This window comes from Pseudomonas sp. NBRC 111131 (assembly GCF_001320525.1).
GTDB classification, from domain to species: domain Bacteria; phylum Pseudomonadota; class Gammaproteobacteria; order Pseudomonadales; family Pseudomonadaceae; genus Aquipseudomonas; species Aquipseudomonas ceruminis.
The window spans coordinates 222054-246453 of the sequence record NZ_BCBH01000001.1; the positions used below are offsets into that span (position 1 = coordinate 222054).

At 62.9% G+C, this 24400-nt stretch carries 25 protein-coding genes and 1 pseudogene; 15 read left to right on the forward strand and 11 right to left on the reverse strand.

Features of this window, described 5'->3' with window-relative positions:
* Positions 1-100 precede the first annotated feature (100 nt).
* Positions 101-685, forward strand: a complete 585-nt coding sequence (locus tag APH34_RS01020) for an ACP phosphodiesterase (RefSeq protein WP_054899307.1) — start codon at positions 101-103, stop codon at positions 683-685.
* A gap of 50 nt (positions 686-735) precedes the next feature.
* On the opposite strand, the gene APH34_RS01025 is transcribed toward APH34_RS01020, so the two are convergent.
* A complete protein-coding gene (locus APH34_RS01025) occupies positions 736-1524 on the reverse strand; it encodes a lysophospholipid acyltransferase family protein (protein WP_054899308.1) in 789 nt (262 codons plus the stop codon).
* On the reverse strand, positions 1524-2279 hold the full coding sequence (gene olsB / locus APH34_RS01030; protein WP_054899309.1) for an L-ornithine N(alpha)-acyltransferase: 756 nt from the start codon (positions 2277-2279) through the stop codon (positions 1524-1526). Before olsB ends, APH34_RS01025 begins: the two co-directional genes overlap by 1 nt.
* A 149-nt stretch (positions 2280-2428) precedes the next feature.
* On the opposite strand from olsB, the gene APH34_RS01035 reads away from it, so the two are divergent.
* The 6 genes from APH34_RS01035 to APH34_RS01060 all read left to right on the forward strand — a co-directional run bounded on the left by APH34_RS01035 (position 2429) and on the right by APH34_RS01060 (position 7179).
* Positions 2429-3316 (forward strand): hypothetical protein, encoded by an 888-nt coding sequence (locus tag APH34_RS01035; protein WP_054899310.1) that lies wholly within the window; start codon positions 2429-2431, stop codon positions 3314-3316.
* 47 nt (positions 3317-3363) lie between these two features.
* Positions 3364-4443, forward strand: coding sequence for a serine hydrolase (locus APH34_RS01040; protein ID WP_054899311.1), 1080 nt, complete (start codon positions 3364-3366; stop codon positions 4441-4443).
* On the forward strand, positions 4440-4736 hold the full coding sequence (locus tag APH34_RS01045; protein ID WP_054899312.1) for a hypothetical protein: 297 nt from the start codon (positions 4440-4442) through the stop codon (positions 4734-4736). The genes APH34_RS01040 and APH34_RS01045 overlap by 4 nt, the downstream gene beginning before the upstream one ends.
* A 44-nt stretch (positions 4737-4780) precedes the next feature.
* A complete protein-coding gene (locus APH34_RS01050; RefSeq protein ID WP_054899313.1) occupies positions 4781-5362 on the forward strand; it encodes a YceI family protein in 582 nt (193 codons plus the stop codon).
* Position 5363: 1 nt separating this feature from the next.
* Entirely contained in the window at positions 5364-6521 is a 1158-nt protein-coding gene (locus tag APH34_RS01055; protein ID WP_054899314.1) for a phosphatidylserine/phosphatidylglycerophosphate/cardiolipin synthase family protein, read from the forward strand.
* A 79-nt stretch (positions 6522-6600) separates the two neighbouring features.
* Positions 6601-7179 carry a DJ-1/PfpI family protein gene (locus APH34_RS01060; protein ID WP_054899315.1) on the forward strand — a complete coding sequence of 193 codons (579 nt, stop codon included), beginning with the start codon at positions 6601-6603 and terminating at the stop codon, positions 7177-7179.
* Positions 7180-7221: 42 nt separating this feature from the next.
* Here the strand turns inward: APH34_RS01060 and APH34_RS01065 are convergent, their stop codons facing one another.
* Positions 7222-7620 (reverse strand): nuclear transport factor 2 family protein, encoded by a 399-nt coding sequence (locus APH34_RS01065; RefSeq protein ID WP_054899316.1) that lies wholly within the window; start codon positions 7618-7620, stop codon positions 7222-7224.
* 115 nt (positions 7621-7735) lie between these two features.
* Between APH34_RS01065 and APH34_RS01070 the strand changes: the two genes are divergently transcribed.
* Together APH34_RS01070 and APH34_RS01075 are read left to right on the forward strand one after the other, a co-directional pair.
* Positions 7736-8326 (forward strand): GNAT family N-acetyltransferase, encoded by a 591-nt coding sequence (locus tag APH34_RS01070; protein ID WP_054899317.1) that lies wholly within the window; start codon positions 7736-7738, stop codon positions 8324-8326.
* Positions 8323-9195 (forward strand): carbon-nitrogen hydrolase family protein, encoded by an 873-nt coding sequence (locus APH34_RS01075; RefSeq protein WP_054899318.1) that lies wholly within the window; start codon positions 8323-8325, stop codon positions 9193-9195. Before APH34_RS01070 ends, APH34_RS01075 begins: the two co-directional genes overlap by 4 nt.
* 41 nt (positions 9196-9236) lie before the next feature.
* Here the strand turns inward: APH34_RS01075 and APH34_RS01080 are convergent, their stop codons facing one another.
* The gene (locus APH34_RS01080; protein WP_054899319.1) at positions 9237-10760 is read right to left on the reverse strand and encodes a fumarate hydratase; all 1524 of its coding nucleotides are present in this window, start codon (positions 10758-10760) and stop codon (positions 9237-9239) included.
* A 250-nt stretch (positions 10761-11010) separates the two neighbouring features.
* Here APH34_RS01080 and APH34_RS01085 point away from each other — a divergent pair, with 250 nt between their 5' ends.
* Positions 11011-11931 (forward strand): iron-sulfur-binding ferredoxin reductase, encoded by a 921-nt coding sequence (locus APH34_RS01085; RefSeq protein WP_054899513.1) that lies wholly within the window; start codon positions 11011-11013, stop codon positions 11929-11931.
* Positions 11932-12008: 77 nt separating this feature from the next.
* Here APH34_RS01085 and pyk read toward each other — a convergent pair whose 3' ends face one another.
* Positions 12009-13463: a pyruvate kinase gene (pyk, locus tag APH34_RS01090; RefSeq protein WP_054899320.1), complete on the reverse strand. Its 1455-nt coding sequence runs from the start codon at positions 13461-13463 to the stop codon at positions 12009-12011.
* A gap of 214 nt (positions 13464-13677) precedes the next feature.
* Here pyk and APH34_RS01095 point away from each other — a divergent pair, with 214 nt between their 5' ends.
* The 3 genes from APH34_RS01095 (at position 13678) to sbcB (ending at position 16030) form a co-directional block, all read left to right on the forward strand.
* A complete protein-coding gene (locus tag APH34_RS01095) occupies positions 13678-14064 on the forward strand; it encodes a hypothetical protein (protein WP_054899321.1) in 387 nt (128 codons plus the stop codon).
* A 117-nt stretch (positions 14065-14181) separates the two neighbouring features.
* Entirely contained in the window at positions 14182-14547 is a 366-nt protein-coding gene (locus APH34_RS01100; protein ID WP_054899322.1) for a PilZ domain-containing protein, read from the forward strand.
* A gap of 46 nt (positions 14548-14593) precedes the next feature.
* The gene (gene sbcB, locus APH34_RS01105; protein ID WP_054899323.1) at positions 14594-16030 is read left to right on the forward strand and encodes an exodeoxyribonuclease I; all 1437 of its coding nucleotides are present in this window, start codon (positions 14594-14596) and stop codon (positions 16028-16030) included.
* 82 nt (positions 16031-16112) lie between these two features.
* Here the strand turns inward: sbcB and mvaT are convergent, their stop codons facing one another.
* Positions 16113-16490 (reverse strand): histone-like nucleoid-structuring protein MvaT, encoded by a 378-nt coding sequence (gene mvaT / locus APH34_RS01110; RefSeq protein WP_054899324.1) that lies wholly within the window; start codon positions 16488-16490, stop codon positions 16113-16115.
* Between the two features lie 297 nt (positions 16491-16787).
* Here mvaT and purU point away from each other — a divergent pair, with 297 nt between their 5' ends.
* Positions 16788-17639 (forward strand): formyltetrahydrofolate deformylase, encoded by an 852-nt coding sequence (gene purU, locus APH34_RS01115; RefSeq protein ID WP_051098430.1) that lies wholly within the window; start codon positions 16788-16790, stop codon positions 17637-17639.
* 184 nt (positions 17640-17823) lie between these two features.
* On the opposite strand, the gene APH34_RS01120 is transcribed toward purU, so the two are convergent.
* The 5 genes and pseudogenes from APH34_RS01120 to APH34_RS30235 all read right to left on the reverse strand — a co-directional run.
* Positions 17824-18816, reverse strand: coding sequence for a lysylphosphatidylglycerol synthase transmembrane domain-containing protein (locus APH34_RS01120; RefSeq protein WP_054899325.1), 993 nt, complete (start codon positions 18814-18816; stop codon positions 17824-17826).
* Complete coding sequence (locus APH34_RS01125) at positions 18813-19577, reverse strand: DUF2334 domain-containing protein (RefSeq protein ID WP_054899326.1); 765 nt, start codon at positions 19575-19577, stop codon at positions 18813-18815. The genes APH34_RS01120 and APH34_RS01125 overlap by 4 nt, the downstream gene beginning before the upstream one ends.
* A complete protein-coding gene (locus tag APH34_RS01130) occupies positions 19570-20691 on the reverse strand; it encodes a glycosyltransferase family 1 protein (RefSeq protein ID WP_054899327.1) in 1122 nt (373 codons plus the stop codon). The genes APH34_RS01125 and APH34_RS01130 overlap by 8 nt, the downstream gene beginning before the upstream one ends.
* Before the next feature lie 192 nt (positions 20692-20883).
* The gene (locus APH34_RS30230; protein ID WP_371263284.1) at positions 20884-21648 is read right to left on the reverse strand and encodes a methyl-accepting chemotaxis protein; all 765 of its coding nucleotides are present in this window, start codon (positions 21646-21648) and stop codon (positions 20884-20886) included.
* 93 nt (positions 21649-21741) lie between these two features.
* A pseudogene (locus APH34_RS30235) lies at positions 21742-22989 on the reverse strand (cache domain-containing protein); the annotation flags it as partial.
* On the opposite strand from APH34_RS30235, the gene APH34_RS01140 reads away from it, so the two are divergent.
* A complete protein-coding gene (locus tag APH34_RS01140) occupies positions 22925-24397 on the forward strand; it encodes a helicase HerA-like domain-containing protein (RefSeq protein WP_054899329.1) in 1473 nt (490 codons plus the stop codon). The pseudogene APH34_RS30235 and the gene APH34_RS01140 overlap by 65 nt on opposite strands.
* Positions 24398-24400 lie beyond the last annotated feature (3 nt).

Sequence of the window (24400 nt, forward strand, 5' to 3'; positions counted from 1 at the left end):
GGTTTCAGGCGATATAGAAATATGAAGAAGTTCTGAACTGAGTGCGAATCGCTATATCGCGTTATAACGATATAAAAGCGTGCAGTGCTAAACTGCGCCCATGAACTACCTCGCTCACCTGCATCTGGGCGGCCCTGCGCCGCAACAACTGCTCGGCAGCCTGTACGGCGACTTCGTCAAAGGCACGCTGGAAGGGCGCTTCCCACCTGCGCTGGAGGCGGCCATCCGCCTGCATCGGCACATCGACAGCTACACCGACCGGCACCCTCTGGTGCTGGCCGCCCTGGCACGCTTTCCGCGCGAGCGGCGGCGGTTTGCCGGGATCGTGCTGGATGTGTTTTTCGACCATTGCCTGGCCCGGCACTGGGACGATTATGCCGCGCAGCCGCTGGAGCAGTTTACCGGTGAGTTCTATCGGGTGTTGCTCGCCGAGCCGCAGTTACCCGGCCGGTTAGCACGCATTGCGCCGTACATGGCGGCGGATGACTGGCTGGGCGCGTACAGTGACTTCGCGACGCTGGAGCAGGTGTTCAACGGCATAGGTCGGCGCTTGTCCAGGCCCGAGGGCATGGTGGGTGTGATGGATGAGCTGGAGCGGCTGTATGAGCCGCTGCTGGCGGACTTTCGCGCGTTCTATCCGCAGCTGCAGGCGTTTGCCGCCGCGGGACGGATGGCTGACGCCTGATTGCCTGTTCGCCTGGCTATTCCCATCGCCGACACTGAGGCTGCACGCAATCAGGCCGCCCGTGCCTGACGCCGTGGCATGGCTTCAACGTCGTCAACCCCGAACAACGCCAGGTGTATTGCCTGCTGCGCCTGCAACGCCAGCACCGCACGTTCCTTGCCTACACTAGAGATCGGCTGCAGCAGGTGAATGCACACCTCGCCTCGGGGCTGGGCGAACAGACGCATCAGGTGGGATACCAGATCGTCATCCCCAACGAACGGCGCAATCGGGTCGATCTGGCCACCGCGCAAATACTGGATAGCCACCGGCTGCACCGCCACACCACGGTCGATGGCACCTGCCAGCAGGCGGCCATGGAAGGTGCGCAAACTGCGACCGCTGGTCGTGGTGCCTTCGGGGAAGATCAGCAGGGGGCGGGCCAGGCCTAGCTGCCCGGCGATCTGTTCACGCAAGCGCTGACTGTCGCCGCCGCCGCGGCGGATGAACAGCGTGCCGGCCTTCTCTGCCAACCACCCGGCCAGCGGCCAGTGGCGTACTTCGGCCTTGGACAGGAACGACAGCGGCAGCAGCATGCCCAGCAGCGGGATGTCGGTCCAGGACACGTGGTTACTGACCCACAGCATCGGCCGCTTGGGCAACTCGCCGAGCACCCGGACCTCGAAGGGCAGGGCGGCGACCAGGCGCTTCATGAACAGGCAGGTCCAGCGCTGGCGGCGTTCGAGGGAGGTCTTCACGCCCAGGCGTTCGCCGAGGGCGATCGCGCTGGCCATCAGCAGGCCGAACAGCAACACCAGCAGCAGCCGTGAGAGGCGGGCAATGACCCGCAGCTTGGGCATCAGACCGCCGCCTTGAAGTGGCGGGCATAGCGCGGGCAGAGGTCGTCGCGTTTGAGCAGGATGAACACGTCGGCGACCTGGAAGTCTTCGTCCCAGCAAGGTTCGCCGCAGATCTTCGCACCCAAGCGCATGTAGGCCTTGAGCAGCGGCGGCATCTCGGCGATGACGTTGTTTGGCAGAGCCAGGTTGGGCAGGGGGTTCTTCGGCTCGGCGCGCAGGTGTTCGGTGCACAGGTAACGCTCGCGCAGGCGCTGCATGATCGCATGAGCCTGCACGCCACCATCCTGCATCGGGATGCTGGCGCAGCCCATCAGGTAACTGTAGCGGCCTTCGTTGAGCACTTCGGCCAGCTCGCCCCAGAGGACAGCGATGGTGCCGCCGTTGCGATAGTCAGGATCGACACAGGTGCGGCCCAGCTCAAGGATCGGCCCCTGCAATTGCAACAGGCCATGCAGGCTGAATTCCTCTTCGCTGTAGAAGCGCCCCAGGCTGCTGGCGGCCTGGTGGTCGAGCAGGCGGGTCGTGGCGACCAGTTCGCCGGTGCTCAGGTCGCGCACCCCGATATGGCGGCAATGTACGTCGTAGTCATCCATGTCCAGGCCCTGTTCGGCGCCTTTGAGCTTGGCCTTGAATTCTGCGCTGAACACTTTGAAGCGCAGGGCCTGTGCTTCCTGCAAGGCCACGGCGCCGACCAGGCGTTCGGCTTGCAGACGGCGTTCAGTGCTGTTGTCGCCAGAGCGAGCGATCCGAGTCATTGCGAGTCTCCATAAGCCAGCCATGAAGGGTTGCGGCCGGGCGGCTTTGTTGTGCAAAGTCAGCCTAGGTAGGCGCGGTGTCACCTCTGTGAATCTTTGGTGATGCTTGCGTGACACCACCCGACAAGCGCCTATGAAAGGAGCGTTCGATGGCCTGGTTGCAACGACTCAACGACCCCCTTCGTCAGCCCCTGGCTGGCACGTTGGGCGAGACCTACAACGCACAGCTCGAACGCCTCGGTGGCGCCGCGCCTTTCGAACTGGCGGTGCTGGGTGGGCGGGCCATGGCCACCCCTGGCCTGGCCTTCCTCATGGGCTACCAGGCCGCCCTGCGGGTGCTCTGGCCCAGTGCCCCGGCCAGCCTCGGCGCGCTGTGCGCCACCGAGCGGCGCAGCGTGCGCCCGGCTGACATGCACACCCGGCTCGAGGGCCTGCGCCTGACGGGCAACAAGGATTTCGTCACCGCCGGGCTGGACGCCGAATGGTTGTTGGTGGCGGCGCGCTGTGAAGCACCCGGCGAGACGCCGCGGCTCAGCCTGGCGGTGGTCTACCCCGGTGAGCCTGGGGTGACGCTGGAGGCATTGCCGACGTTGCCGTTGATGCCAGAGGTGGGCCATGGCCGCCTGCATGTGCAGCAGGCGGCCTGTGAGCTGTTGGCCGGTGATGGCTGGGATGCCTACGTCAAACCGTTCCGCTCGCTGGAGGACTTGTACGTGCTCGCGGCGATGGTTGCCTGGCTGTACGGGGTGGGGCAGGAGTGCCGCTGGCCGCAGGATTTACGCTTGCGTCTGCTGGGTTTGTTGGCAGGGTGTGCCGAGGGAAGCCGACAGTGTGCGGACAGTGTGGGGTGCCATTTGTTGCTGGGAGGCTTGTTCGCTCAGTTTCAGGGGCTCAGGGGCGCAGTCGACAAGGCGTTGCTCGCCGGGCCGGAGCAGTGGGCGCAGCTATGGCAGCGGGATCAGGGGGTATTGGCGTTGGCCGCGGCCGCTCGGGAAAAGCGTTTGGCCAAGGCGTGGAGCGCTGCAGGACTGTCATGAGCGCCTGCCAGGATTGGGCGATTGGTTGACGCTCGGGGCTCCTGGCGATGAAGGCATGCTTGCTGATATTGGCGATGGCTGTGGGCACTGCCTGGGCCGAGGACTGGCCCCTGCCGGACTGGAAGGTCGACAGCACGGGCCGTGACTGGCAGGCCGTGGACACCTATGCCTTTCCCCCGCGCAACGCCGCCGAGCGCAGCGGCATCCGCAGCGACGCGCTGCTGATCATCCGCGACGGCCGCATCCTCTACGAGCGCTACACTGCCCCTACCACGGCACAGACGGCCCACCTCACCTGGTCGGTGAGCAAGAGCGTGCTCGCCACGGTGTTGGGGGTCGCCCAAGGGGAGGGGCGTTTCCAACTGCAGGACCCTGCGGCGCGCTTTTACCCGCCGCTACAGGCGCACCCCAATGTGCGCCTTGCCGACCTGCTGCACTGGGCCAGTGGCCTGGCCTGGCAGGAAGACTACGAATACGCGCCGCTGAAGTCTTCAGTGGTGGCCATGCTCTACACCCGCGGGCGCAACGACATGGCTGCCTACACGGCAGCGCGCCCGGCTGCGCAACCGCCTGGCCAGCAGTTTCTCTACTCCAGCGGCGACAGCAACGTACTGGCCGCCGCATTGCGCGGCATGCTCGATGCCAGCGCCTATGCCGGCTACCCCTGGCAGGCGCTGTTCACCCCGCTGGGCATCGACAGCGCCGTGTGGGAGCGTGATGGGACGGGTACCTTTGTCGGTTCCTCCTACCTCTACCTCAGTGCCCGCGACTTGGCGCGGATCGGCCTGCTGATGCAGCGCGAAGGACGCTGGGGTGACCGACAGCTGTTACCGGCAAGTTGGGTGGCCTTCAACCGCACATTGTTCAGCCAGGCCCAGCCCGTGCCCGGCGAAGCCAACCCAGGCGGCCACTGGTGGCTCAACCAGCCATTGGCGGGGGCTGCGCGCCCTTGGCCTGACGCACCGACGGACACGTACGCTGCCCTTGGCCATTGGGGGCAAGCCCTGTACGTGTTGCCCGCCTTAGGGTTGGTGGTGGTCCGCTACGCCGACGACCGGGATGGCAGTTACAGCCATAACGAGCTGCTCAAGCGGATACTGGCTGCATTGGCCAAGGAGGGTGCATGAAGCGCTTGTTGCTGGCCGTGCTCGTCGCCTTGCTGGGCTGGGCCTGGTTGGAACGCCAGGCATTGGCGGACTTTCCGGGCATCCTCTCGGCCTATTCGGCCAAGGAGTACTGTTCATGTCGTTTCGTCATGGGCTTCGACGCGGCCTATTGCCGGGGTTACGTGAAGCAGTGGCTGGCGTTGAGCACGCTGGAGGAAGACAGCCAGCAGCGCCTGGTGAGTGCGACCGGGTTGGGCCGGCGCAATCAGGCGAGCTGGCAAGGCCCGCAGGCGGGCTGCCGCTTGCTGCCATGAAGACGGGCGGGTAAGGTTGGCGGTCTGGTTTCACGAGATCTGTCATGTTCAAGTTGCCCCGTCTGTTGCCCGCACTGCTGCTGGCTTTATGCCTGCCCGCCCACGCCAATTGGCACCTCGATGGCGAGTCTTCACGGCTTTCTTTCGTCACCGGCAAGAACGGCGACACGGCCGAGGTGCATCGTTTTCTGGTCCTGCATGGCAGTGTCGACCGCAAAGGCACAGCCGGGCTGCGGATCGAGATGGACTCGGTGAGCAGCGGCATCCCGCTGCGCGACGAGCGCATGCGTGACGACCTGTTCGAGGTGGGGCGCTTTGCCGAAGCGACGATCAAGGCCCAGCTCGACCTGCGGCCGATCAATGACCTTGCCGACGGCGCGCAGATCGAGTTGCGCCTGCCGCTGACCGTCACCTTGCATGGCCAGTCGCACAGCTATAACGCCTTGTTGCTGGCAACCCGTCTGGACCAGCGGCGCTTTCAAGTGGTCACCCTCGAACCGTTGGTCCTGCGGGCGGAGGATTATGGCCTGCTGCCCGGGCTGGAAAGCCTGCGTAAATTCGCCAGGCTCAAGTCCATCAACCCTTCGGTACCGGTCAATGCGGTGCTGATCTTCAACGCTCGCTGACATGCCGGGGCCGGTCTTCCCCTGGCGGGATGGCAACCAGTTCGAACTGCTGATCGACGGCCCCGAATTCTTTCCTCGCATGCTCCAGGCGATCAGGGGGGCCGAGTCCCAGGTCGATCTGGAACTGTACCTGGTCGAGGCCGGCGCCTGCGCCGAAGCCGTGGTCGAAGCCCTGACGCTCGCGGCCCGGCGCGGGGTGCGGGTACGCTGCCTGTTCGATGACTACGGTTCCCTGGCGTTCACCTGCGCCTTGCGCCAACGCCTGCGGGACGCGGGGGTTTACCTGCGCTGGTACAACCGTCTGCGCTGGCGCCGCGGCCTGCGCAACCTGTATCGCGATCACCGCAAGCTGCTGCTGGTGGACGAACGTTGGGCGGTGGTGGGGGGGACCGGGGTCACCGATGAGTTCTGGACGCCGGGCGAGGCGACCAGCGAGTGGCACGAGGTGATGGTGCAGATGCAAGGCCAGGTGGTCGGCGACTGGCAACTGCTGTTCAATCGCCAGTGGCATGCCAACAACCGGCGCACGGCCTGGCGGCCCCCCGAAGGTTTCGGCCTGTCACGCCTGCCCAAGGTGCCGGCGCAGGGCCAGGGCATGGGCCGGGTGGCCTATGCCGATGCCCGCCAGCATCGGGACATCCTGCATTCGCTGGTACGTGCACTCAACAGCGGCAAGCAACGTGTCTGGCTGGCCACGCCCTATTTCCTGCCGACCTGGAGCGTGCGCCGCTCGTTACGCCGGGCGGCGAGCAAAGGGGTCGATGTGCGCCTGCTGCTCACCGGCCCGCGCACCGATCACCCGTCGGTACGTTACGCCGGCCACCGTTACTACCCCCGCTTGTTGCGCGCGGGGGTGCGAATCTTCGAGTACCAGCCGTGCTTCCTGCATTTGAAGATGGTTCTGGTGGATGATTGGGTCAGCGTCGGCTCGTGCAATTTCGACCACTGGAACTTGCGTTTCAACCTTGAGGCCAACGTCGAGGCACTGGACCCGTCGTTGACGGCGGCGGTCAGGGCCAGCTTCGAGCATGATTTCGCCCTGAGCGAAGAGGTCGACCTTGACCACTGGAATGCAAGGCCGCTTTGGCGTCGGGTGAAACAGCGCGTGTGGGGCTGGCTGGACCGGCTGGTGGTCAACCTGCTCGACCGTCGCGATTAAAGCAGCAGAGCCATATCCACACGCACAGAAGCAGACTATCGTGCAGTGATTGTTCCCCTTAACCGAAGGAGTGGATGCGATGACGGCGAAGAAGATTCTCATGCTGGTGGGCGACTACGTCGAGGATTACGAGGCGATGGTGCCGTTTCAGGCCTTGAGCATGGTCGGCCACACCGTGCATGCAGTGTGCCCGGAGAAGATTGCGGGGCAGACCGTGCGCACCGCGATCCACGATTTCGAGGGCGAGCAGACCTACAGCGAGAAGCCTGGGCACAACTTTGCCTTGAACCATGACTTCGTTCAGGTCCGTGCTGAAAGCTACGATGCCCTGCTGATTCCGGGTGGGCGCGCGCCGGAGTACCTGCGCCTGGACGAGCGCGTGCTGGAACTGGTCAGGGCGTTCGACCAGGCGGGCAAACCGATAGCGGCGGTGTGCCATGGCGCGCAGCTGCTGGCGGCAGCCGGGGTGCTTGAAGGGCGCGAGTGCAGTGCGTACCCGGCCTGTGCACCGGAAGTACGGCTGGCGGGGGGCACGTTCATCGACATTGCCGTGGACCAGGCCCATGTCGACGGTAACCTGGTGACCGCGCCAGCATGGCCTGCGCACCCGGCGTGGTTGGCGGCGTTCCTGAAGGTGCTGGGCACGCGTATTGCCTGAGAAGGCCTCTTCGCGGGTACTCCCGCGAAGAGGCCATTGGCTTTATCCCACTTGCTCGACCCATTCGTTGAGGTTGTAGTAATTGGTCACCCGGGCGATCTTCCCGCAGTGGAGATAGAAAAACGCCCCCGCCGGCAGCACATAGGTCTGCCCGTTGGCTGCCGGTAACCCCTCGTCATCGACGAGATATTCTCCATGCACGGTGAACTCCGCTGCAGCGCGGCTGCCGTCGGCATTCTGCATGACCACGATGTCGGTCAGGCGCTCGCGGTAGCAGCGGTTCATCTTGCCCATGAAGGCGGCGAACCTGGCTTTGCCCATCTGCCGCTCTCCCTGGTTGATGTCGTGGATCACGTCTTCGCTGAGCAGGGCGAGAAAGGCAGGCATGTCACCGGCATTGAAAGCTGCGTAGTAGGCATTTACCAGTTCGGTAGCGGTCATGGAACATTTCCTGTCGTGTAGGGGAAAGGCGCTGCGTTGGGTCGGATGATAGGGTTTCCCCTCAAGCCCGGCTTAGCCGAGCGCGTCATCCACATCGACAAAACGACCGCCAAGCATGCAAATACGCCTGTTGCACGGCGCCGCTATCGCGCCTTACATCGATGACCTCGCTCGCCTGCGCCTGGCTGTGTTCCGCGAGTTTCCCTATCTGTATGACGGTGACCCGGCGTACGAGGCCGACTACCTGGCACGCTATGCCCACTCCGGCCGCAGCCTGGTGGTACTGGCTCTGGACAACGACGAAGTCGTCGGCGCCTCCACGGGGCTACCGCTGGTGGACGGGGCGCCCGAGTTTCAGCAGCCGTTCCTCGCCCAGGGCCGTGACCCTGCCTGCGTGTACTACTTCGGCGAATCGCTGGTACTGCCCGCCTACCGTGGGCAGGGCCTGGGTGTGCGTTTTTTCATCGAACGCGAGTCCTACGCCCACAAGCTTGCCGAATTCGACTACTGCGCCTTCTGCGCCGTCGAGCGCCCCGGCGTTCACCCTCGGCGGCCAGCCAATTACAAACCGTTGCAGGGGTTCTGGCGTAACCGCGGCTTCCTGCATGACCCTTCATTGCGCACCACCTATGCCTGGCGCGACCTGGATGAGCAGGCCGCGTCTGAAAAGATCATGTCGTTCTGGCTCAAGGAGTTGCCCATATGATCCGTTTGGCGGCCTGCCAGTACGCGATCGAATTGCATGAAACCTGGGATGCCTACGCCGCGCACCTGCAAGGTGTGTGCGCCGAAGCGGCAGCGTCGGGCGCCCAGCTGTTGTTGCTGCCGGAATACGCCGGTCTGGTGCTCAGTGGCCAGTTGCCTGCTGGGCAGCGGGGCGATCTGAAAGCTTCGATCGCTGGCATCCAGCCCTTGATTGCACCTTGGCTGGCGCTGTGCGCAAGCATTGCCCGGCGGTGGGGCGTGTACCTGCAACCGGGTAGCCTGCCTGTGCTCGATAGTGACGGACACTACCGTAACCGCGCCTGGCTGTTCGGGCCAGGGGGTGTGCTAGGGCATCAGGACAAACTGATGATGACCCGCTTCGAGCGTGAGCATTGGGGCATTGCGGGGGGGCAGGGGCTGAAGGTGTTCGATACCGAGCTGGGGCGCCTGGGTATTCTGATCTGTTATGACAATGAATTTCCGATGCTGGCGCGGGGCATGGCTGAAGCGGGGGCGGACCTGATTCTGGCGCCCAGCTGCACCGATACTGCGGCCGGCTACCACCGTGTGCGCATCGGCGCCCAGGCCCGTGCGCTGGAGAACCAGATTGCGGTGTTGCAGGCCACGACCGTGGGCCAGGCAGCCTGGTCGCCGGCACTGGATGAAAACACCGGGCGTTCGGGGCTATTCGTGCCGCCGGATCATGGAATGCCGGGGGATGGTGTGGTTGCCCTGAGTGAGGAACTGAACCCGGTCAACAGCCAGTGGCTGGTGTGCGAACTCAATCTGGCTGAGGTTCGGCGGGTCAGGGAGCAGGGGCAGGTGTTTACCCGGCGCGATTGGCCAGAGCAGTTCGAACGGATCCTCTGAAACGGCGACGGCCCCGAGGGGCCGTCACTGTTACAACTGCCTTACTTCACTTCAACAGCCAGGCTCTCGGCAATCTTGCTCTGCCACAGGGCTGGGCCGGTGATGTGCACCGACTCCCCGTTGCTGTCCACCGCGACGGTGACCGGCATGTCCTTGACTTCGAACTCGTAGATCGCTTCCATGCCCAGCTCGGCGAAGGCCAGAACTTTGGACTTGCGGATCGCCTGGGCCACCAGGTAGGCGGCGCCACCGACGGCCATCAGGTACACGGCCTTGTTGTCCTTGATTGCTTCGATGGCGGTCGGGCCGCGCTCGGATTTGCCGATCATGCCCAGCAGGCCGGTCTGTTCAAGAATCTGGCGGGTGAACTTGTCCATACGGGTGGCGGTAGTCGGGCCGGCGGGGCCTACCACTTCGTCACCGACCGGGTCGACCGGCCCGACGTAATAGATGAAGCGGCCTTTGAGGTCGACCGGCAGCGCTTCGCCACGGTTGAGCATCTCGACCATGCGCTTGTGCGCCGCATCGCGGCCGGTGAGCATCTTGCCGTTGAGCAGGATGGTTTCGCCCGGCTTCCAGCTGGCGACTTCTTCTGGGGTAATGTCGTCGAGGTTGACGCGACGGGCGCTTGGGCCAGCTTCCCAGACGATTTCCGGGTAGGCGTCCAGCGACGGCGCTTCCAGCTCGGCAGGGCCAGAGCCGTCGAGCACGAAGTGCGCGTGACGGGTGGCGGCGCAGTTGGGGATCATGCACACCGGCAGCGAGGCGGCGTGGGTTGGGTAGTCCATGATCTTGACGTCGAGCACGGTGGTCAGGCCGCCCAGGCCCTGGGCGCCGATGCCCAACTGGTTGACCTTCTCGAACAGCTCCAGGCGGATCTCTTCGATGCGGTTCTGCGGGCCACGGGCTTTGAGTTCATGAATGTCGATGGACTCCATCAACACTTCCTTGGCCATGACTGCAGCCTTCTCGGCGGTACCGCCGATGCCGATGCCGAGCATGCCAGGCGGGCACCAGCCAGCGCCCATGGTCGGGACGGTCTTGAGTACCCAGTCGACGATCGAGTCGGACGGGTTGAGCATGGCCATCTTCGACTTGTTCTCGGAACCACCGCCTTTGGCGGCGACATCGACTTCGACCTTGTCGCCGGGGACGATCGAGTAGTGGATGACGGCTGGGGTGTTGTCCTTGGTGTTCTTGCGGGCACCCGCCGGGTCGGCCAGGATCGAAGCACGCAGGACGTTTTCAGGCAGGTTGTAGGCGCGACGCACACCTTCGTTGATCATGTCGTCGACGCTCAGGGTGGCGCCGTCCCAACGCACATCCATGCCTACGCGGACGAATACGGTGACAATACCGGTGTCCTGGCAGATCGGGCGGTGGCCGGTGGCGCACATGCGCGAGTTGATCAGGATCTGGGCGATGGAGTCACGCGCAGCGGGCGACTCTTCACGCAGGTAGGCCTCGTGCATCGCCTGGATGAAATCGACGGGGTGGTAGTACGAGATGAATTGCAAGGCGTCGGCGACGCTCTGAATCAGGTCGTCTTGCTTGATCACGGTCATGCAGCGCGCTCCTCTTAAAGACGGGAACATTCGTAAAGGCTTTCCGACGGTGCCGACCAGCGTGTCGAAACGCCTGGCAAGGCGTTGGCAGGTCAGGCCAACGCAAAAAGGCGCGGCAGTATAGCGCGCATCGGTGGGCGAAACACCTGCGGACGGTCTGGACCTTGGTCGGCAGGGGGCTCGGCATCCTTTTTGCTGCCGATGACGGCTTGCCTTAGAGTGGCGATAGATACCCGGGGATGTAATGAAGATGCCTGAGCTGTGTGTGGGTGAGCGCCGCTGGACGGTGCCGGTTGGCAGCAACCTGCTCGATGCCCTGAACGAGGCAGGCCTGAATGTGCCGTACAGCTGTCGGGCTGGCAGTTGCCATGCCTGCCTGGTGCACTGCCTGGACGGGCAGCCGACGGATGCCTTGCCCGAGGCCTTGGCATTGGACAAGCATGCCCAGGGCTGGCGTCTGGCGTGCCAGTGCCGAGTGGTAAGCGACCTGCGCGTGGCGGTGTTCGACCCGGTGCAGGATGGTATTGCCGCGCAGGTGTGTGCGCTGGACTGGTATGGCGATGTGCTGCGCTTGCGCCTGCGCCCCGAGCGTGCGCTGCGTTACCAGGCTGGCCAGCATCTGGTGTTGTGGAACGGTAGCGTTGCGCGGCCTTATTCCTTGGCCAGCCTGCCGGGTGAGGACGACTTCCTCGAATTCCATATCGACTGCCGGCGGCCCGGTGCCTTTTGCGACAAGGCGCGGGAGTTGCAGGTGGGCGACGTGCTGCGCCTGGGTGAACTCAGGGGTGGGGCGCTGCACTACGACCCCGACTGGCACGCACGGCCGTTGTGGCTGCTGGCGGCGGGTACCGGGCTTGCGCCGCTGTGGGGCATCTTGCGCGAGGCGGTGCGGCAGGGCCATGGCGGCGAGATCAGGGTGATGCATGTGGCCCATGACCACGCGGGGCATTACCTGGCTGAGCCATTGCTGGAACGTGAAGGCGTGAGTGTCGAACGGGTGCTGGTCAATCAGCTGGATGAAGCGCTGGCGGGGTTGCGACCGTCGTCACGGCAGACCATTGCGCTGCTATGTGGCGCACCTGGAAGTGTCGAGCGGTTTGCCCGGCGGCTGTTCATTGCGGGGGTGCCGAGGAATCAGGTGCTTGCCGATGTATTTGTCGAGCATGCCTGAGAGCAATAGGTTGTTTGAGCTGGGCCCATCGCCGACCGGCTTGCCGGCGATGGGCCGCAGTGCGGCCCGGTACGGGATCAACCAACCAGCGGATCACCCACGTGCAGGATCTTCATGCCGTTGGTGCCACCGATGGTGTGGTAGCTGTCGCCCTTGGTCAGGATGACCCAGTCACCTTGCTCCACCAGCCCACGCTTGAGCAGCTCGTCGACCGCTGCCTGGCTGACCTTGTCGGCCGGCAGCGACGCCGGGTCGAAGGCAATCGGGTAGACGCCGCGGAACATCGAGGCACGCGCCTGGGTGGCACGGTGCGGCGAGAGCGCGAAGATCGGCACGTGCGAACGCAGGCGTGACATGATCAGCGGGGTATAGCCACTCTCGGTGAGCGCGATGATCGCTTTCACGCCCGGGAAGTGGTTGGCCGTGTACATGGCCGCCAGGGCGATGCTTTCGTCGCAGCGCTCGAAGGTGGTGTGCAGGCGGTGGCTGGACTTCTGGCTGGTCGGGTGCTTTTCGGCACCCAGGCAGATGCGGGCCATGGCCTGTACCGCTTCGATCGGATAAGCGCCAGCGGCACTTTCGGCCGACAGCATCACCGCGTCAGTGTTATCCAGCACGGCGTTGGCCACGTCGGAGACTTCGGCGCGGGTCGGCATCGGGTTCTGGATCATCGACTCCATCATCTGGGTCGCCACGATCACCGCCTTGTTGTTACGGCGGGCGTGCTGGATGATCTTCTTCTGGATGGCGATCAGCTCGGCGTCGCCGATTTCCACGCCCAGGTCGCCACGGGCAACCATCACGGCGTCGGAAGCAGCGATCAGGCCGTCGAGGGTTTCGTCGTCGGCAACGGCTTCGGCACGCTCGATCTTGGCGACCAGCCAGGCACTGCCACCTGCCTCGTCACGCAGCTTGCGAGCGTATTCCATGTCCTTGGCATCACGCGGGAAGGAAACGGCCAGGTAGTCCAGGTCCATTTGCGCGGCGAGCTTGATGTCGGCCTTGTCTTTTTCGGTCAGGGCCGGAGCGGTCAGGCCGCCACCTTTGCGGTTGATGCCCTTGTGGTCCGACAGCGGGCCGCCGATGATCACCACGCAATGCAGGGCATCGGCAGTGGCGGTTTCGACGCGCATGACCACGCGGCCATCGTCGAGCAGCAACTCGTCACCGACGCCACAGTCCTTGACCAGATCCGGGTAGTCGATACCGACGATGTCCTGGTTGCCTTCGGTCAGCGGGTGGGCGGTGGAGAAGGTGAACTTGTCACCGACTTTCAGTTCGATGCGCTTGTTGCTGAATTTGGCGATGCGGATCTTCGGACCCTGCAGGTCGCCCAGCAGCGCGACATGGCGGCCGTTCTTGGCGGCGATGTCACGGATCAGGCGGGCGCGCGCCTTGTGCTCGTCCGGGGTGCCGTGGGAGAAGTTCAGGCGTGCCACGTCCAGGCCGGCAAGGATCAGCTGTTCGATCACTTCCGGCGAATTGCTGGCGGGGCCAAGGGTGGCGACGATTTTGGTACGGCGGATGGTCATGCACAGACTCCTATAGTGAAGCGCAGCGAAAGGCTACTCCTGAATCGCGCTGTAGTCATTGTTCCGTTGCACTACCTGCAAGTAACCCAGGTAGGGCAGCTGCAAGTTACAGGCGGCACGCTACAGGCGCATGAGCGCTGGTGCCTCTATTGCAACCGGAGGTTGAAGAAATATCCCGCAAGGCCGATAAACTGCCTATCAAAGGAGATCCCCCATGCGAGCCCTGATCGTTTTAGCCTTGGCGGCCAGCGCCGTCGGCTGCACCCGCTGGTCCATGGACCATCACTTGAACAATGCCTACCGCGCCTACGACCGTGGCGATTGCCAGCGGGTCATGCTGGAGTTGTCGCAGGTCGACCGCACCAGCCGCGCAAGGCCGTTCATCCACCCGGAAGTGTCGCTGCTGCGCGGACAATGCCTGGAGCGCCAGAAGCTTTTTGTGGATGCAGCGCAAACCTATGAGTACCTGATCCAGCAGTACCCCCGCAACGAATACGCCTACCGGGCCAAGGCCCGCCTGCAGACCTTGGAAAAGCTAGGGCACTATCGCGCTGGCGAACCGGCGGTGGCCAGCCCGGTGACTACTGCTCCTTGGCGTTAATGCAAAGGTATGGTTGATTTCACGAGATTTGCCGCGCGCGCTGCGCTAATCTGTTAACCAGCTGTTACAACAACCGCCAGTACCGCGCATTCCTGGCACCGGGTACGGACTGCACTTGTGACTACGTTCAACCAGCGTCATATCGAGCGCCACCAGCTACCTTGTGTACTCAAGGTCTATAACGCGTTCACCGGCCAACTGATCGGGCAGCTAGGTAATGCCTCTGAAGACGGCCTGATGTTGATCAGCCAGTTACCCATACTGGTCGGGCCGGATTTTGAACTGCAATTGCGCTTGCCCCTCACCGGTGGCGGCTTCCAGTTCATCCAGCTGACGGCCAGTTGCCTGTGGTGCCGCGAAGATCAGACCCCAGGCCATTACGATGCGGGGTTCATGTTGCTGCAGGCACCGCGCGAATACGAAGATTTTGTGCGCTCGCTACGCGACTATTTCAGTTTCCGCCCGGCCAACGCTTCCGTCTGAGGTCAGGTCCGCTAGAATCGGGGCGACCTTGAAACAGGACGACCCCGTGACCTCCAGCATTTTCTGGCACGACTACGAAACCACCGGCATCAACCCGCGCTGTGACCGGCCGCTGCAGGTGGCTGGTCTGCGCACCGACTTCGAGCTCAATGAGATCGATGAGCCGATCAGCCTTTACTGCCGCCCATCCGATGACATTCTTCCCCACCCGGCAGCATGCCTGGTGACCGGGATCACGCCGCAGCAGCTGGCCAGCCAGGGCCTGTGCGAGGCTGAGTTCATGACCCGCGTACATGACCAGTTGGCGCGACCAGGCACCTGTGGCGCCGGTTACAACACCCTGCGCTTCGACGATGAAGTCACCCGTTATAGCCTGTACCGCAACTTCTTCGACCCGTATGCCCGGGAATGGCAGGGTGGCAACAGCCGCTGGGATTTGATTGACGTGGTGCGCACGGCCTATGCCCTGCGGCCCGAGGGTATCGAGTGGCCACAACAGGACGGGCGCACCAGTTTGCGTCTGGAACTGCTCAGCCAAGCCAATGGCATTGACCATGGGCACGCGCATGAAGCCCTTTCCGACGTGCGGGCCACCATTGCCCTGGCGCGTCTGATACGGCAGAAACAACCCAAATTGTATGAATGGCTGTTCCAGTTGCGCAGCAAGCACAAAGTGATGGAGCAAATCCGTTTGTTGCAGCCGTTGGTACATATATCCGGCCGGTTCTCGGCGGCGCGTAATTATCTGGGGGTGGTCTTGCCGTTGGCCTGGCACCCGCGTAATCGCAACGCACTGATTGTGTGCGACCTGCACCAGGAAACCCTACCGTTATTAAGGGAAAGTGCCGACGTACTTCGTGAGCGTCTGTACACGCGGCATGAGGAATTGTCTGAAGGCCAATTACCGGTACCGCTGAAGTTAGTACAGATCAATCGCTGCCCGGTGCTGGCGCCGCTCTCGGTGTTGCGCCCGGTGGATCAACAACGGCTCGGTATCGATTTGGCGCTTTTGCAAACACGCGGTGAAACGTTGGCCCATCAACAGCAAGCGTGGCAATACAAGCTTGAGCATATCTACGGCAAAGAGGATTTTGCCCCGAGTGAAGATCCGGAACAGCAGTTGTATGACGGTTTTGTTGGGGACCGTGACCGGCGCCTGTGCGAGCAAGTTCGCACGCTGGACCCTGCGCAGTTGGCCCAGGGCCACTGGATGTTCGATGATCCGCGCTTGCCTGAATTACTGTTCCGGTACCGGGCGCGCAACTTCCCGGACACCTTGAGCCACGAGGAGCGTCAGCGCTGGTATGGTTTCTGCCAGCAGCGGCTGAGTGATCCGCAGTGGGGCGCACCTAACACGCTGGGCGACTTCGAGCGGGCCCTGCAGAGCGCCTGGGCCACTGCCGGTGAAGCGGGGCGGCGTGTACTGGAAGCTTGGCAGGCCCATGCCCTTGAGCGTCGTGAGCAATTTGCCATCAGTCTTTGAATCGCTTATTTGAATGGCAAACAAAAACGCCGGCATCGAGCCGGCGTTTTTGTTTGCAATATGCAAGGCGGGGTGTGGACTATCAGTCCAGCAGAGTTGCCCAGCCTTCAACCACATCGCCACCCCATTTGGCTTTCCATTCTTTCAGGGTTTTGTGGTTGCCGCCTTTGGTTTCGATCACTTCACCGTTGTGCGGGTTTTTGTATTGCTTGACCTTGCGCGCACGCTTGGTGGTAGTGGTCTTGGCGGCACCGCGCGGTGCTTTGCTCAGTTTCGACTCGGGGTCGAGCAGGGCGATGACGTCGCGCAGCGACTTGGAGTATTCACCCATCAGTGTGCGCAGTTTGCCTTCGAACTCCAGTTCTTTTTTCAGCTTGTCATCCTGCGACAGGTTGGCCAGGCGGGCCTGAAGTTCCTTGATGGCTTCTTCGGTAGCGCGGTACTCGTTGATCAGGGACATGGAGTGTTCCTTAATGCGTGTTCGGGATGTGTGGGGCAATAATAGACAGGCCATACTCTCAAGTAAACATATTAATCAGGCACTCAACTGTTAATTGTGCTGTGACAAATTATCGCTAGGTTAAGAAAAATTTACATAAGGGCGTGCAAGGCAGTGTGATTGTCATCATGCGGTCGCTGACTGCTGCTGCGGCAGCGGCCGGTAGAGGCACCGGCGGCGCAGGGTGCAATGATTACTGCGTTTTTCCGGGAGGGCCGCTAGAATGGGCGCCTTTGCGAAGTTCTGGAGTCTTAATTCATGCGCACCTATCGTCTGGTGATCGCCTGCCCCGACCGCGTAGGCATCGTGGCGAAAGTCAGTAATTTCCTGGCCTTGTACAATGGCTGGATCAACGAAGCCAGCCACCACTCCGATGAACAGAGTGGTTGGTTCTTCATGCGCCATGAAATCCGCGCTGAATCTCTGCCCTTTGGTATCGAGGCGTTCCGCGAAGCGTTCGCGCCGATTGCCGAAGAGTTCTCCATGACTTGGCGCATTACCGATTCGGCCCAGAAGAAGCGCGTGGTGCTGATGGCCAGCCGTGAGTCCCACTGCCTGGCCGATTTGTTGCACCGTTGGCACACGGACGAACTGGATTGCGAGATTCCTTGTGTTGTTTCCAACCACAACGACTTGCGCAGTATGGTCGAGTGGCATGGCATCCCGTTCTTCCATGTACCGGTCGACCCGAAAGACAAGGCACCGGCGTTTGCCGAAGTGTCGCGCCTGGTTCAGGAGCATGCGGCGGATGTGGTGGTACTGGCGCGCTACATGCAGATCCTGCCGCCGCAACTGTGCCAGGATTACGCCGAGAAGGTCATCAACATCCACCACAGCTTCCTGCCCTCGTTCGTCGGCGCCAAGCCCTACCATCAGGCCGCCCTGCGTGGGGTGAAACTGATTGGTGCAACCTGCCACTACGTGACGGAAGAGCTGGACGCCGGCCCGATCATCGAGCAGGACGTGGTACGTGTCAGCCATGCTGACAGCATCGAAGACATGGTCCGCTTCGGCCGTGACGTCGAGAAGATGGTGCTTGCCCGCGGCTTGCGTTATCACCTGGAAGACCGTGTGCTGGTGCATGGCAACAAAACGGTGGTGTTCGACTGACACACCCGGGGGCTGCAGCGCAGCCCCATTACTTTGAGGGATGTAATGGCAAACTCCCGCAACAAGCCCACCGCCTTGCCACCACCGACCCTCGGTGAAGGCTGCCTGGCCCGCTTCGACCCCGACGCCCTGAGCGAGGAAGACGGCACCGACTTCCCCGGCGCTGCCGAGCTCTGGCGCCAGCTCAACCCGTCTGACGCCGCCAACGCTCCAGCAGCGGCCGCGCCAACAGGCAAACAAACACCGGGCCCCCGGCAAGCAGATAAAAGTAGTAAGTGACTGCACGCCAGATCAGGATTGCCGCCGCGGCGGTCGAGCTGCCCACCAGCGGCGAGAGCAGGCTGGCTGATGTCAGCTCGGCAGCACCAGCACCGCCTGGCAACAGGCTGAACTGCCCGGCGCTGAGCGAAAGCATCTGCACCAGAAAGCTCGGGATCCACGACAATTCCACGCCCAACCCCCTTAACACCAGGTACAACACGCTGTAGCGCAGGCTCCAGTGCGCGCAGGTGAGGGTGAATACCAGGGCCAGGGTGCGCTTGGGCAGTTGCCAGGTTTGCGCCAGGGCGTCGATGAAGTGCAAGAGTTTGCGGGCCCAACGGCGCTTGCGCCGTTCGGACATGCCCACGCGCTGCAGCATCCGCCCGTTGAAGCGCATCACGGCACGCCGGTAACGTAGCAGCGCGACGATGACTGCTAAGGCCGAACACAGCAACAGAGCGCTACCTAGCAACATGCTTTCCTGGCTGCGGCCAAGGCTGTGGAACAGGGCGTATCCGGCAATCGCCAGCATCGCGCAGAAGAAGAACACCAAGTCATTCAACTGATCCATGGCGAACACCGCGCCGCTGCGTGCGGGACCGATGCGATCGCGCGCAAGCAAGGCCATCAGTGCAAGAGGCCCGCCACTACCGCCGGGGGTGGTGCAGATGGCGAACTCTGTGGCCATCACCACGCCGAGGCTGCGCATGTGCCCCAGCCGGGCACCCTGCTGACCGAGCAACAGGCGCAGGCGTATGGCATTGATGACCCAACAGGTCAATATCATGCCCAGGAGTATGAGCATCAGCCCAGGGTCGAAGGCCTTGAGCCTGGGTAGCAGTTCGTTGCCGCCCAGCACGGTCGGGACCAGCACTGCAAACAGCAGGGCCAGGCCCAGCCAGCCCAAACGGTTCATGCGACCACCTGGCGCTCCAGCCAGGCCGATTTGGTCAGCGGTTCACGGCCTTGCAGCAGCAGGTTGTCGAGCGTGCGCAACCAGTAATGGCGTGATGAGCGGTGACGCATATCCACCGGGTGCAGCCCCAGACGCAAGGTTTCTGCCGCACGCCAGCGCCTGCACTGCCAGTCACAGACCACCCGCGACACGCCGCGGCGCCAGGCGCTGCGGGCACTCCACACAAGGCCGGGGGCATCGAACGCGGTAAAGTCCGGCAAGCGGTACAGGTGCTGTGGCGTGCTGGTATAACGCAACGGCAGCTGGCGCAAGGCCTGGCGCGTGCCTTCGCTCATCAGCCAGGCAGGGGCGACGAACCCGGATACCGGCCACCCCTGCCGGGCAAACAACGCCAGGCCCTCTTCCAGGCGCTGCAAGGCTTGCGCCTGGTCGAGCCCATAGAATTCACCCTCATGGGTATAGATGCGGCGCATGAAATACTCACCCAGCCCCCCGGGTGCAGGCCCGTCGTCGGCGTGGAAAAAACCGTGCAGCGCGAGCTCGTCGCCCCGTGCCAGGCGCTTTTCCAGTAGGCGGCAAAAGCTGGGGGACTGCGCCAGTGGATTGCGGTGATGGAAGTCGGGCACCACCAGCCAGGTCATGGGCACATTGCCCATTTCATCCACCGCCTGCACGAACGGCTGGTAGTCCGGCCAGGTTTCTGGCGCGATGTCGTGCAGCACCAGCATCAGGCTGCGCGGTGCGTCATTACCCTCAGCCATGGGCGCGCACCAGCGTCTCGTGGCCCAGTACGGCCTGATAGTGCTGCAGCAGGCCGTTGACGACGTTGTCCCAGGAATAATGCTGCTCTACATGTTGGCGCGCCTGAGCGCCGAGCTTGCGTACCCCTTCCTCGAAGGCTTCGCGCACTGCCGTGGCCATGGCCAGGCCATCATTGGCGCGGCACAGGCGCCCGCACTGCTCGTTGACGATTTCACCGAAGGCGCCTGCACGTACCGCGACCACCGGTGTCCCGCTGGCCATGGCTTCGAGGATGACCAGGCCGAACGTTTCCTGGTCGCCGGCATGCACCAGCAGGTCGGCGCTGGCCACCAGGCGGGCGACCTCCGGGAGTGTGCAGAAACGGTCGATCACGCTGACGTTGTCGGGTACGTTGGCCGGCATGTTGGAGCCCACCAGCAACAGTTGGTAAGGGCGGCCAAGGCGCTGCATGCAGTCGAGCAATATGGGCAGGTTCTTTTCCCGTGAGCCACGGCCAGCGAAGACCAGCAACCGGCTGGTGTCGGGGATGCCCAGCTCGGCACGCAACTGCAGGTCACGCTGCATGGGGTTGAAGGTGGCCAGATCGACACCCAGGCGCTGTACATGCACATCGCGCACGCCCAGGCGGCGCAGTTTGTCGGCCATGACCTGGCTGGGAGCGAGCACCCGGTCGAAATTGCCGTACAGCTTGCTGACATAGGCTTCCACATTGGGCGTGAACCAGTTGCCCATGCGATTGCTCACCAGCAACGGCAGGTCGGAATGGTAGAAGCCAATCACGGGTACATCGAGCTGGCGCCGCGCTTCCAGCGCCGCCCAGGCGGTCAGGTAGGGGTCGCCGACTTCGATCAGGTCAGGCTTGAGGCGGCGCAGCACATTGCACCAGGGGGCCAGCCGCACCGGGAATCGGTAGCCGTTGCCAAAGGGCAGGGGAGGGGCTGGGACCTGGTAGATGCCATCGGCGTGGCGCGCGCTGGCGCCAGGGATCAAAAGGCTGTGGCGTACGCCCTGAAGGGCGCCGAGGCGATGGTGTTTGGCATCAAGATAAGTACGTACGCCGCCACTGGCGGGGGCGTAGAACATGGTGATGTCAGCGATGTGCACGATCAGCATCCCTCCGGGATCGTCTTCGGGTCTGTCATCCGGCTGTAATGGGCCGGCGATGACGCGCCTAAAGGTTGACCTTCCTGAAGGATAGTTTGTTCGGTTGGATTAGCTGTGAGCTTCACGCTACAAGCTACAAGCTACCAGTAGGGCGAGGCAGCGCCTGCGCCTGACTTGAGCCTTGAAGCTTGTAGCTTGGCTTCAGATCCGGAAGCTGCCCACCAGATGCTTCAGGCGGGTGGCCTGCTGCTCGAGGTCCGAACAGGCCCGCAGGGTAGCCTGCAGGTTCTCGACACCTTCCTGGTTGAGCATGTTGATCTCGTTGATATCCATGTTGATGGAGTCGACCACGGCGGTCTGTTCCTCAGTGGCTGTGGCCACCGACTGGTTCATGCCGTCGATCTCACCAATACGTACGGTCACGCTGTCCAGGCGTTCGCCGGCCTGGTTGGCGATCTGCACGCTGTCCTGGCTGTGGCGCTGGCTCTGGCCCATGGTGTCGACCGACTCGCGGGCACCCACCTGCAGTTCTTCAATCATGGTTTGCACCTGCTGCGCCGATTCCTGAGTACGGTGCGCCAGGTTGCGCACCTCGTCAGCCACCACGGCGAAACCACGCCCCGCTTCACCGGCGCGGGCCGCTTCGATCGCGGCATTGAGTGCCAGCAGGTTGGTCTGCTGGGAAATGCTGGTGATCACCTCAAGGATCTGTCCGATATTCACGGTCTTGCTGTTGAGCGTCTCGATATGGGCGCTGGAGGTGACGATCAGGTCGGACAGCCGATTCATCGCAGCGATATTGCGCTCCACCACCTGCTGCCCTTCTTCGGCCAACAGGCGCGCCGAGCTGGCATGCTGAGAGGCCTGGGCGGCATTGCCAGCGATTTCCTGGGCGGCAGCGCCCAGTTCGTTGATGGCCGCGGCCACACTGTTGGTGCGGTTGGATTGCTCGTCGGAGTTGGCCATCGACGAGTTGGAGGCGCTGATTACCCGCAGCGCCACTTCATTGACCTGTTCGGTGGCAGAGGACACTTCGGTGATCGAGCTGTGGATGCGCTCGACGAACCGGTTGAAGGCAGTGCCGAGGATGCCGAACTCGTCGTGGTTGTGGATCTTCAGGCGCTTGGTCAGGTCGCCTTCGCCTTCGGCAATGTCTTCCATGGCGCGGGTCATGGTCAGCAACGGCTGCATCAGGGCACGGATCAGCAGGCCCAGCAGGCCGATGATGATGACCACCGCGACGACGGTGGCAATCACCGCCGAGGTGCGGAAGGTGCTGAGCATGGCAAAGGCCTTGTCCTTATCTACCGACAGGCCGATGTACCAGTTGGCCGATGGCAGGCCCTTGATGGGGGTGAAGGTCAGCAGGCGCGTCTGGCCGTCGACCTGCACTTCGGTCAGCTCACCCGAGAGTTTGGGGGTGTGCTGCGGAAACTGGTCCGACAGCGACTTCATGACCAGCGCCTTGTCCGGGTGGACCAGGATCTTGCCCTGGTCGTTGACCAGGAAGGCGTAACCCATGCCGCCGAAGTTCAGCGAGTTGATGATTTGCACCAGGCCGTCCAGGTCCAGGTCGCCGCCGACGACGCCGACGCTGGAGGCCACTTTGCTGATGATGCCAATGACCATCTTGTTGGTGGTCAGGTCGATGTAAGGCTCGGTGAGCAGGGCGCCCTGAGCGTTCATGCCGTCCTTGTACCAGGGGCGGGGGCGCGGGTCGTAGCCGTCAGGCATCTTGGTGTCGGGGCGCACGCTGAAGCCGCCGTCGACCTTGCCCAGGTAGACGGTGAGGAAGCTGGAGATCAAGGCGTTCTGGCCCATCAGCGTTTCGGCGTTGGCAGGTTGCAGGGCGATGTTCTGCGACAGGTTCTCGATCAGCTTGATACGGCCTTCGAGCAGGTTGCGAATATTGTTCGAAGTGGAGGTGCCCATTTCAGCCAGATAATTCTCCAGGTTTTCGCGGATCGCATTACGCTGGAGATAATCGTTGTAAAGGGTGAAAAGGCTGAAGGCGAGTATCACGATCAGTGAGGCGGCCAATAGGATTTTGTGGCTGAAACGCAGGCTTTTGTTCATGACGTAATCGATTCCGCTAAGGTTTTTATCGGGCGTTCGCACGAATACAGCTATAAAACAGTGCAACATCCCGGGACGTCCTTTTGGGTTGTTCCTGTCTTCAAAGGCAATATCACCCCGAGGTATCGGCCGAAATGCGGTAAAGCTTGAGTAGAGGATTGAAAAGATGTCGGAATCTTCGGACTTAGTTGTAGGAGGCGGCCTTGATGGCCAGCCCATCAAGCAAGCCATGCGCCTGGCAAATCGCCATGGGCTGGTTGCCGGTGCCACCGGCACGGGTAAGACCGTGACCTTGCAGCACCTGGCGGAAAGTTTCAGTGATGCGGGCGTGGCGGTGTTTGCGGCGGATGTGAAAGGTGACCTGTGCGGGCTCGGCGCGGCCGGTTCGCCGCAGGGCAAGGTGGCCGAGCGGATTGCCGGCATGCCCTGGCTGGGGTACACCCCGCAGGCCTATCCGGTAACCCCGTGGGATATTGCCGGGCAATCGGGCCACCCATTGCGCACCACCCTCAGCGAAATGGGGCCGCTGCTGCTGGGCAATCTGCTGGAGCTGACCGACAGCCAGCAGGCGGCCCTTTACGCAGCGTTCAAGGTGGCCGATCGAGAAGGCCTTTTATTGCTGGACTTGAAGGACCTCAAGGCGCTGCTCGCGCACCTTAAAGACAACCCACAGTTGTTAGGTGAAGACAGCGCGCTGATGACCTCTGCCTCGACCCAGGCGCTGTTGCGGCGCCTGGCAACTTTGGAACAGCAAGGTGCCGAAGCGCTGTTCGGCGAGCCGGCGCTGCAACTGGAAGACCTTCTGCGGCCCGAGGGTGACGGCCGTGGCCGGATCCATTTACTGGATGCCAGCCGGCTGGTGCATGAGGCGCCCAAGGTCTATGCCACCTTCCTGCTGTGGTTGCTGGCCGAGTTGTTCGAGCAGTTGCCGGAGCGCGGGGATGCTGACAAACCAGTACTGGCGTTGTTTTTCGACGAAGCCCATCTGCTGTTCAATGGTACGCCCAAGGCGCTGCAGGACCGTTTGGAGCAGGTGGTACGGCTGATTCGCTCCAAGGGTGTCGGTGTGTATTTCGTCACCCAGTCGCCGGGTGATCTGCCAGATACCGTGCTGGCTCAGTTGGGCTTGCGTATTCAGCATGGCTTGAGGGCATTCACCGCCAGGGAGCAGAAGTCGCTCAGGGCCGTGGCCGACGGCTTCCGTCCTAACCCGGCCTTCGACACCCTGGCGGTGCTGACCGAGCTGGGTATAGGCGAGGCGCTGGTGGGTACCTTGGAGGAAAAGGGCACGCCGGCGATGGTGCAGCGCGTCCTGATCGCGCCGCCGCAGTCGCGTATAGGCCCATTGAGTGCGACCGAGCGCACGGCGTTGATCGCTGCGTCACCTTTGCTGGGGCGTTATGACAAACCTATCGACCGGGAGTCGGCCTACGAAATGCTCACCCAGCGCAAGGGAGAGCCCGTGGAGCCTGCGCCGGTGCCGAAGGCAGAAGAAAGCCTGGCCGACAAGGCGGGGGAGTTTCTGCAGAGTGCGGCTGGGCAGGCGATCAAGTCCGCGGTGCGCCAGGCAGCCAATCAGCTGGGGCGGCAGTTGGTGCGTGGGCTGATGGGGTCGTTGCTGGGGGGCAAGAAGCGGTAATCG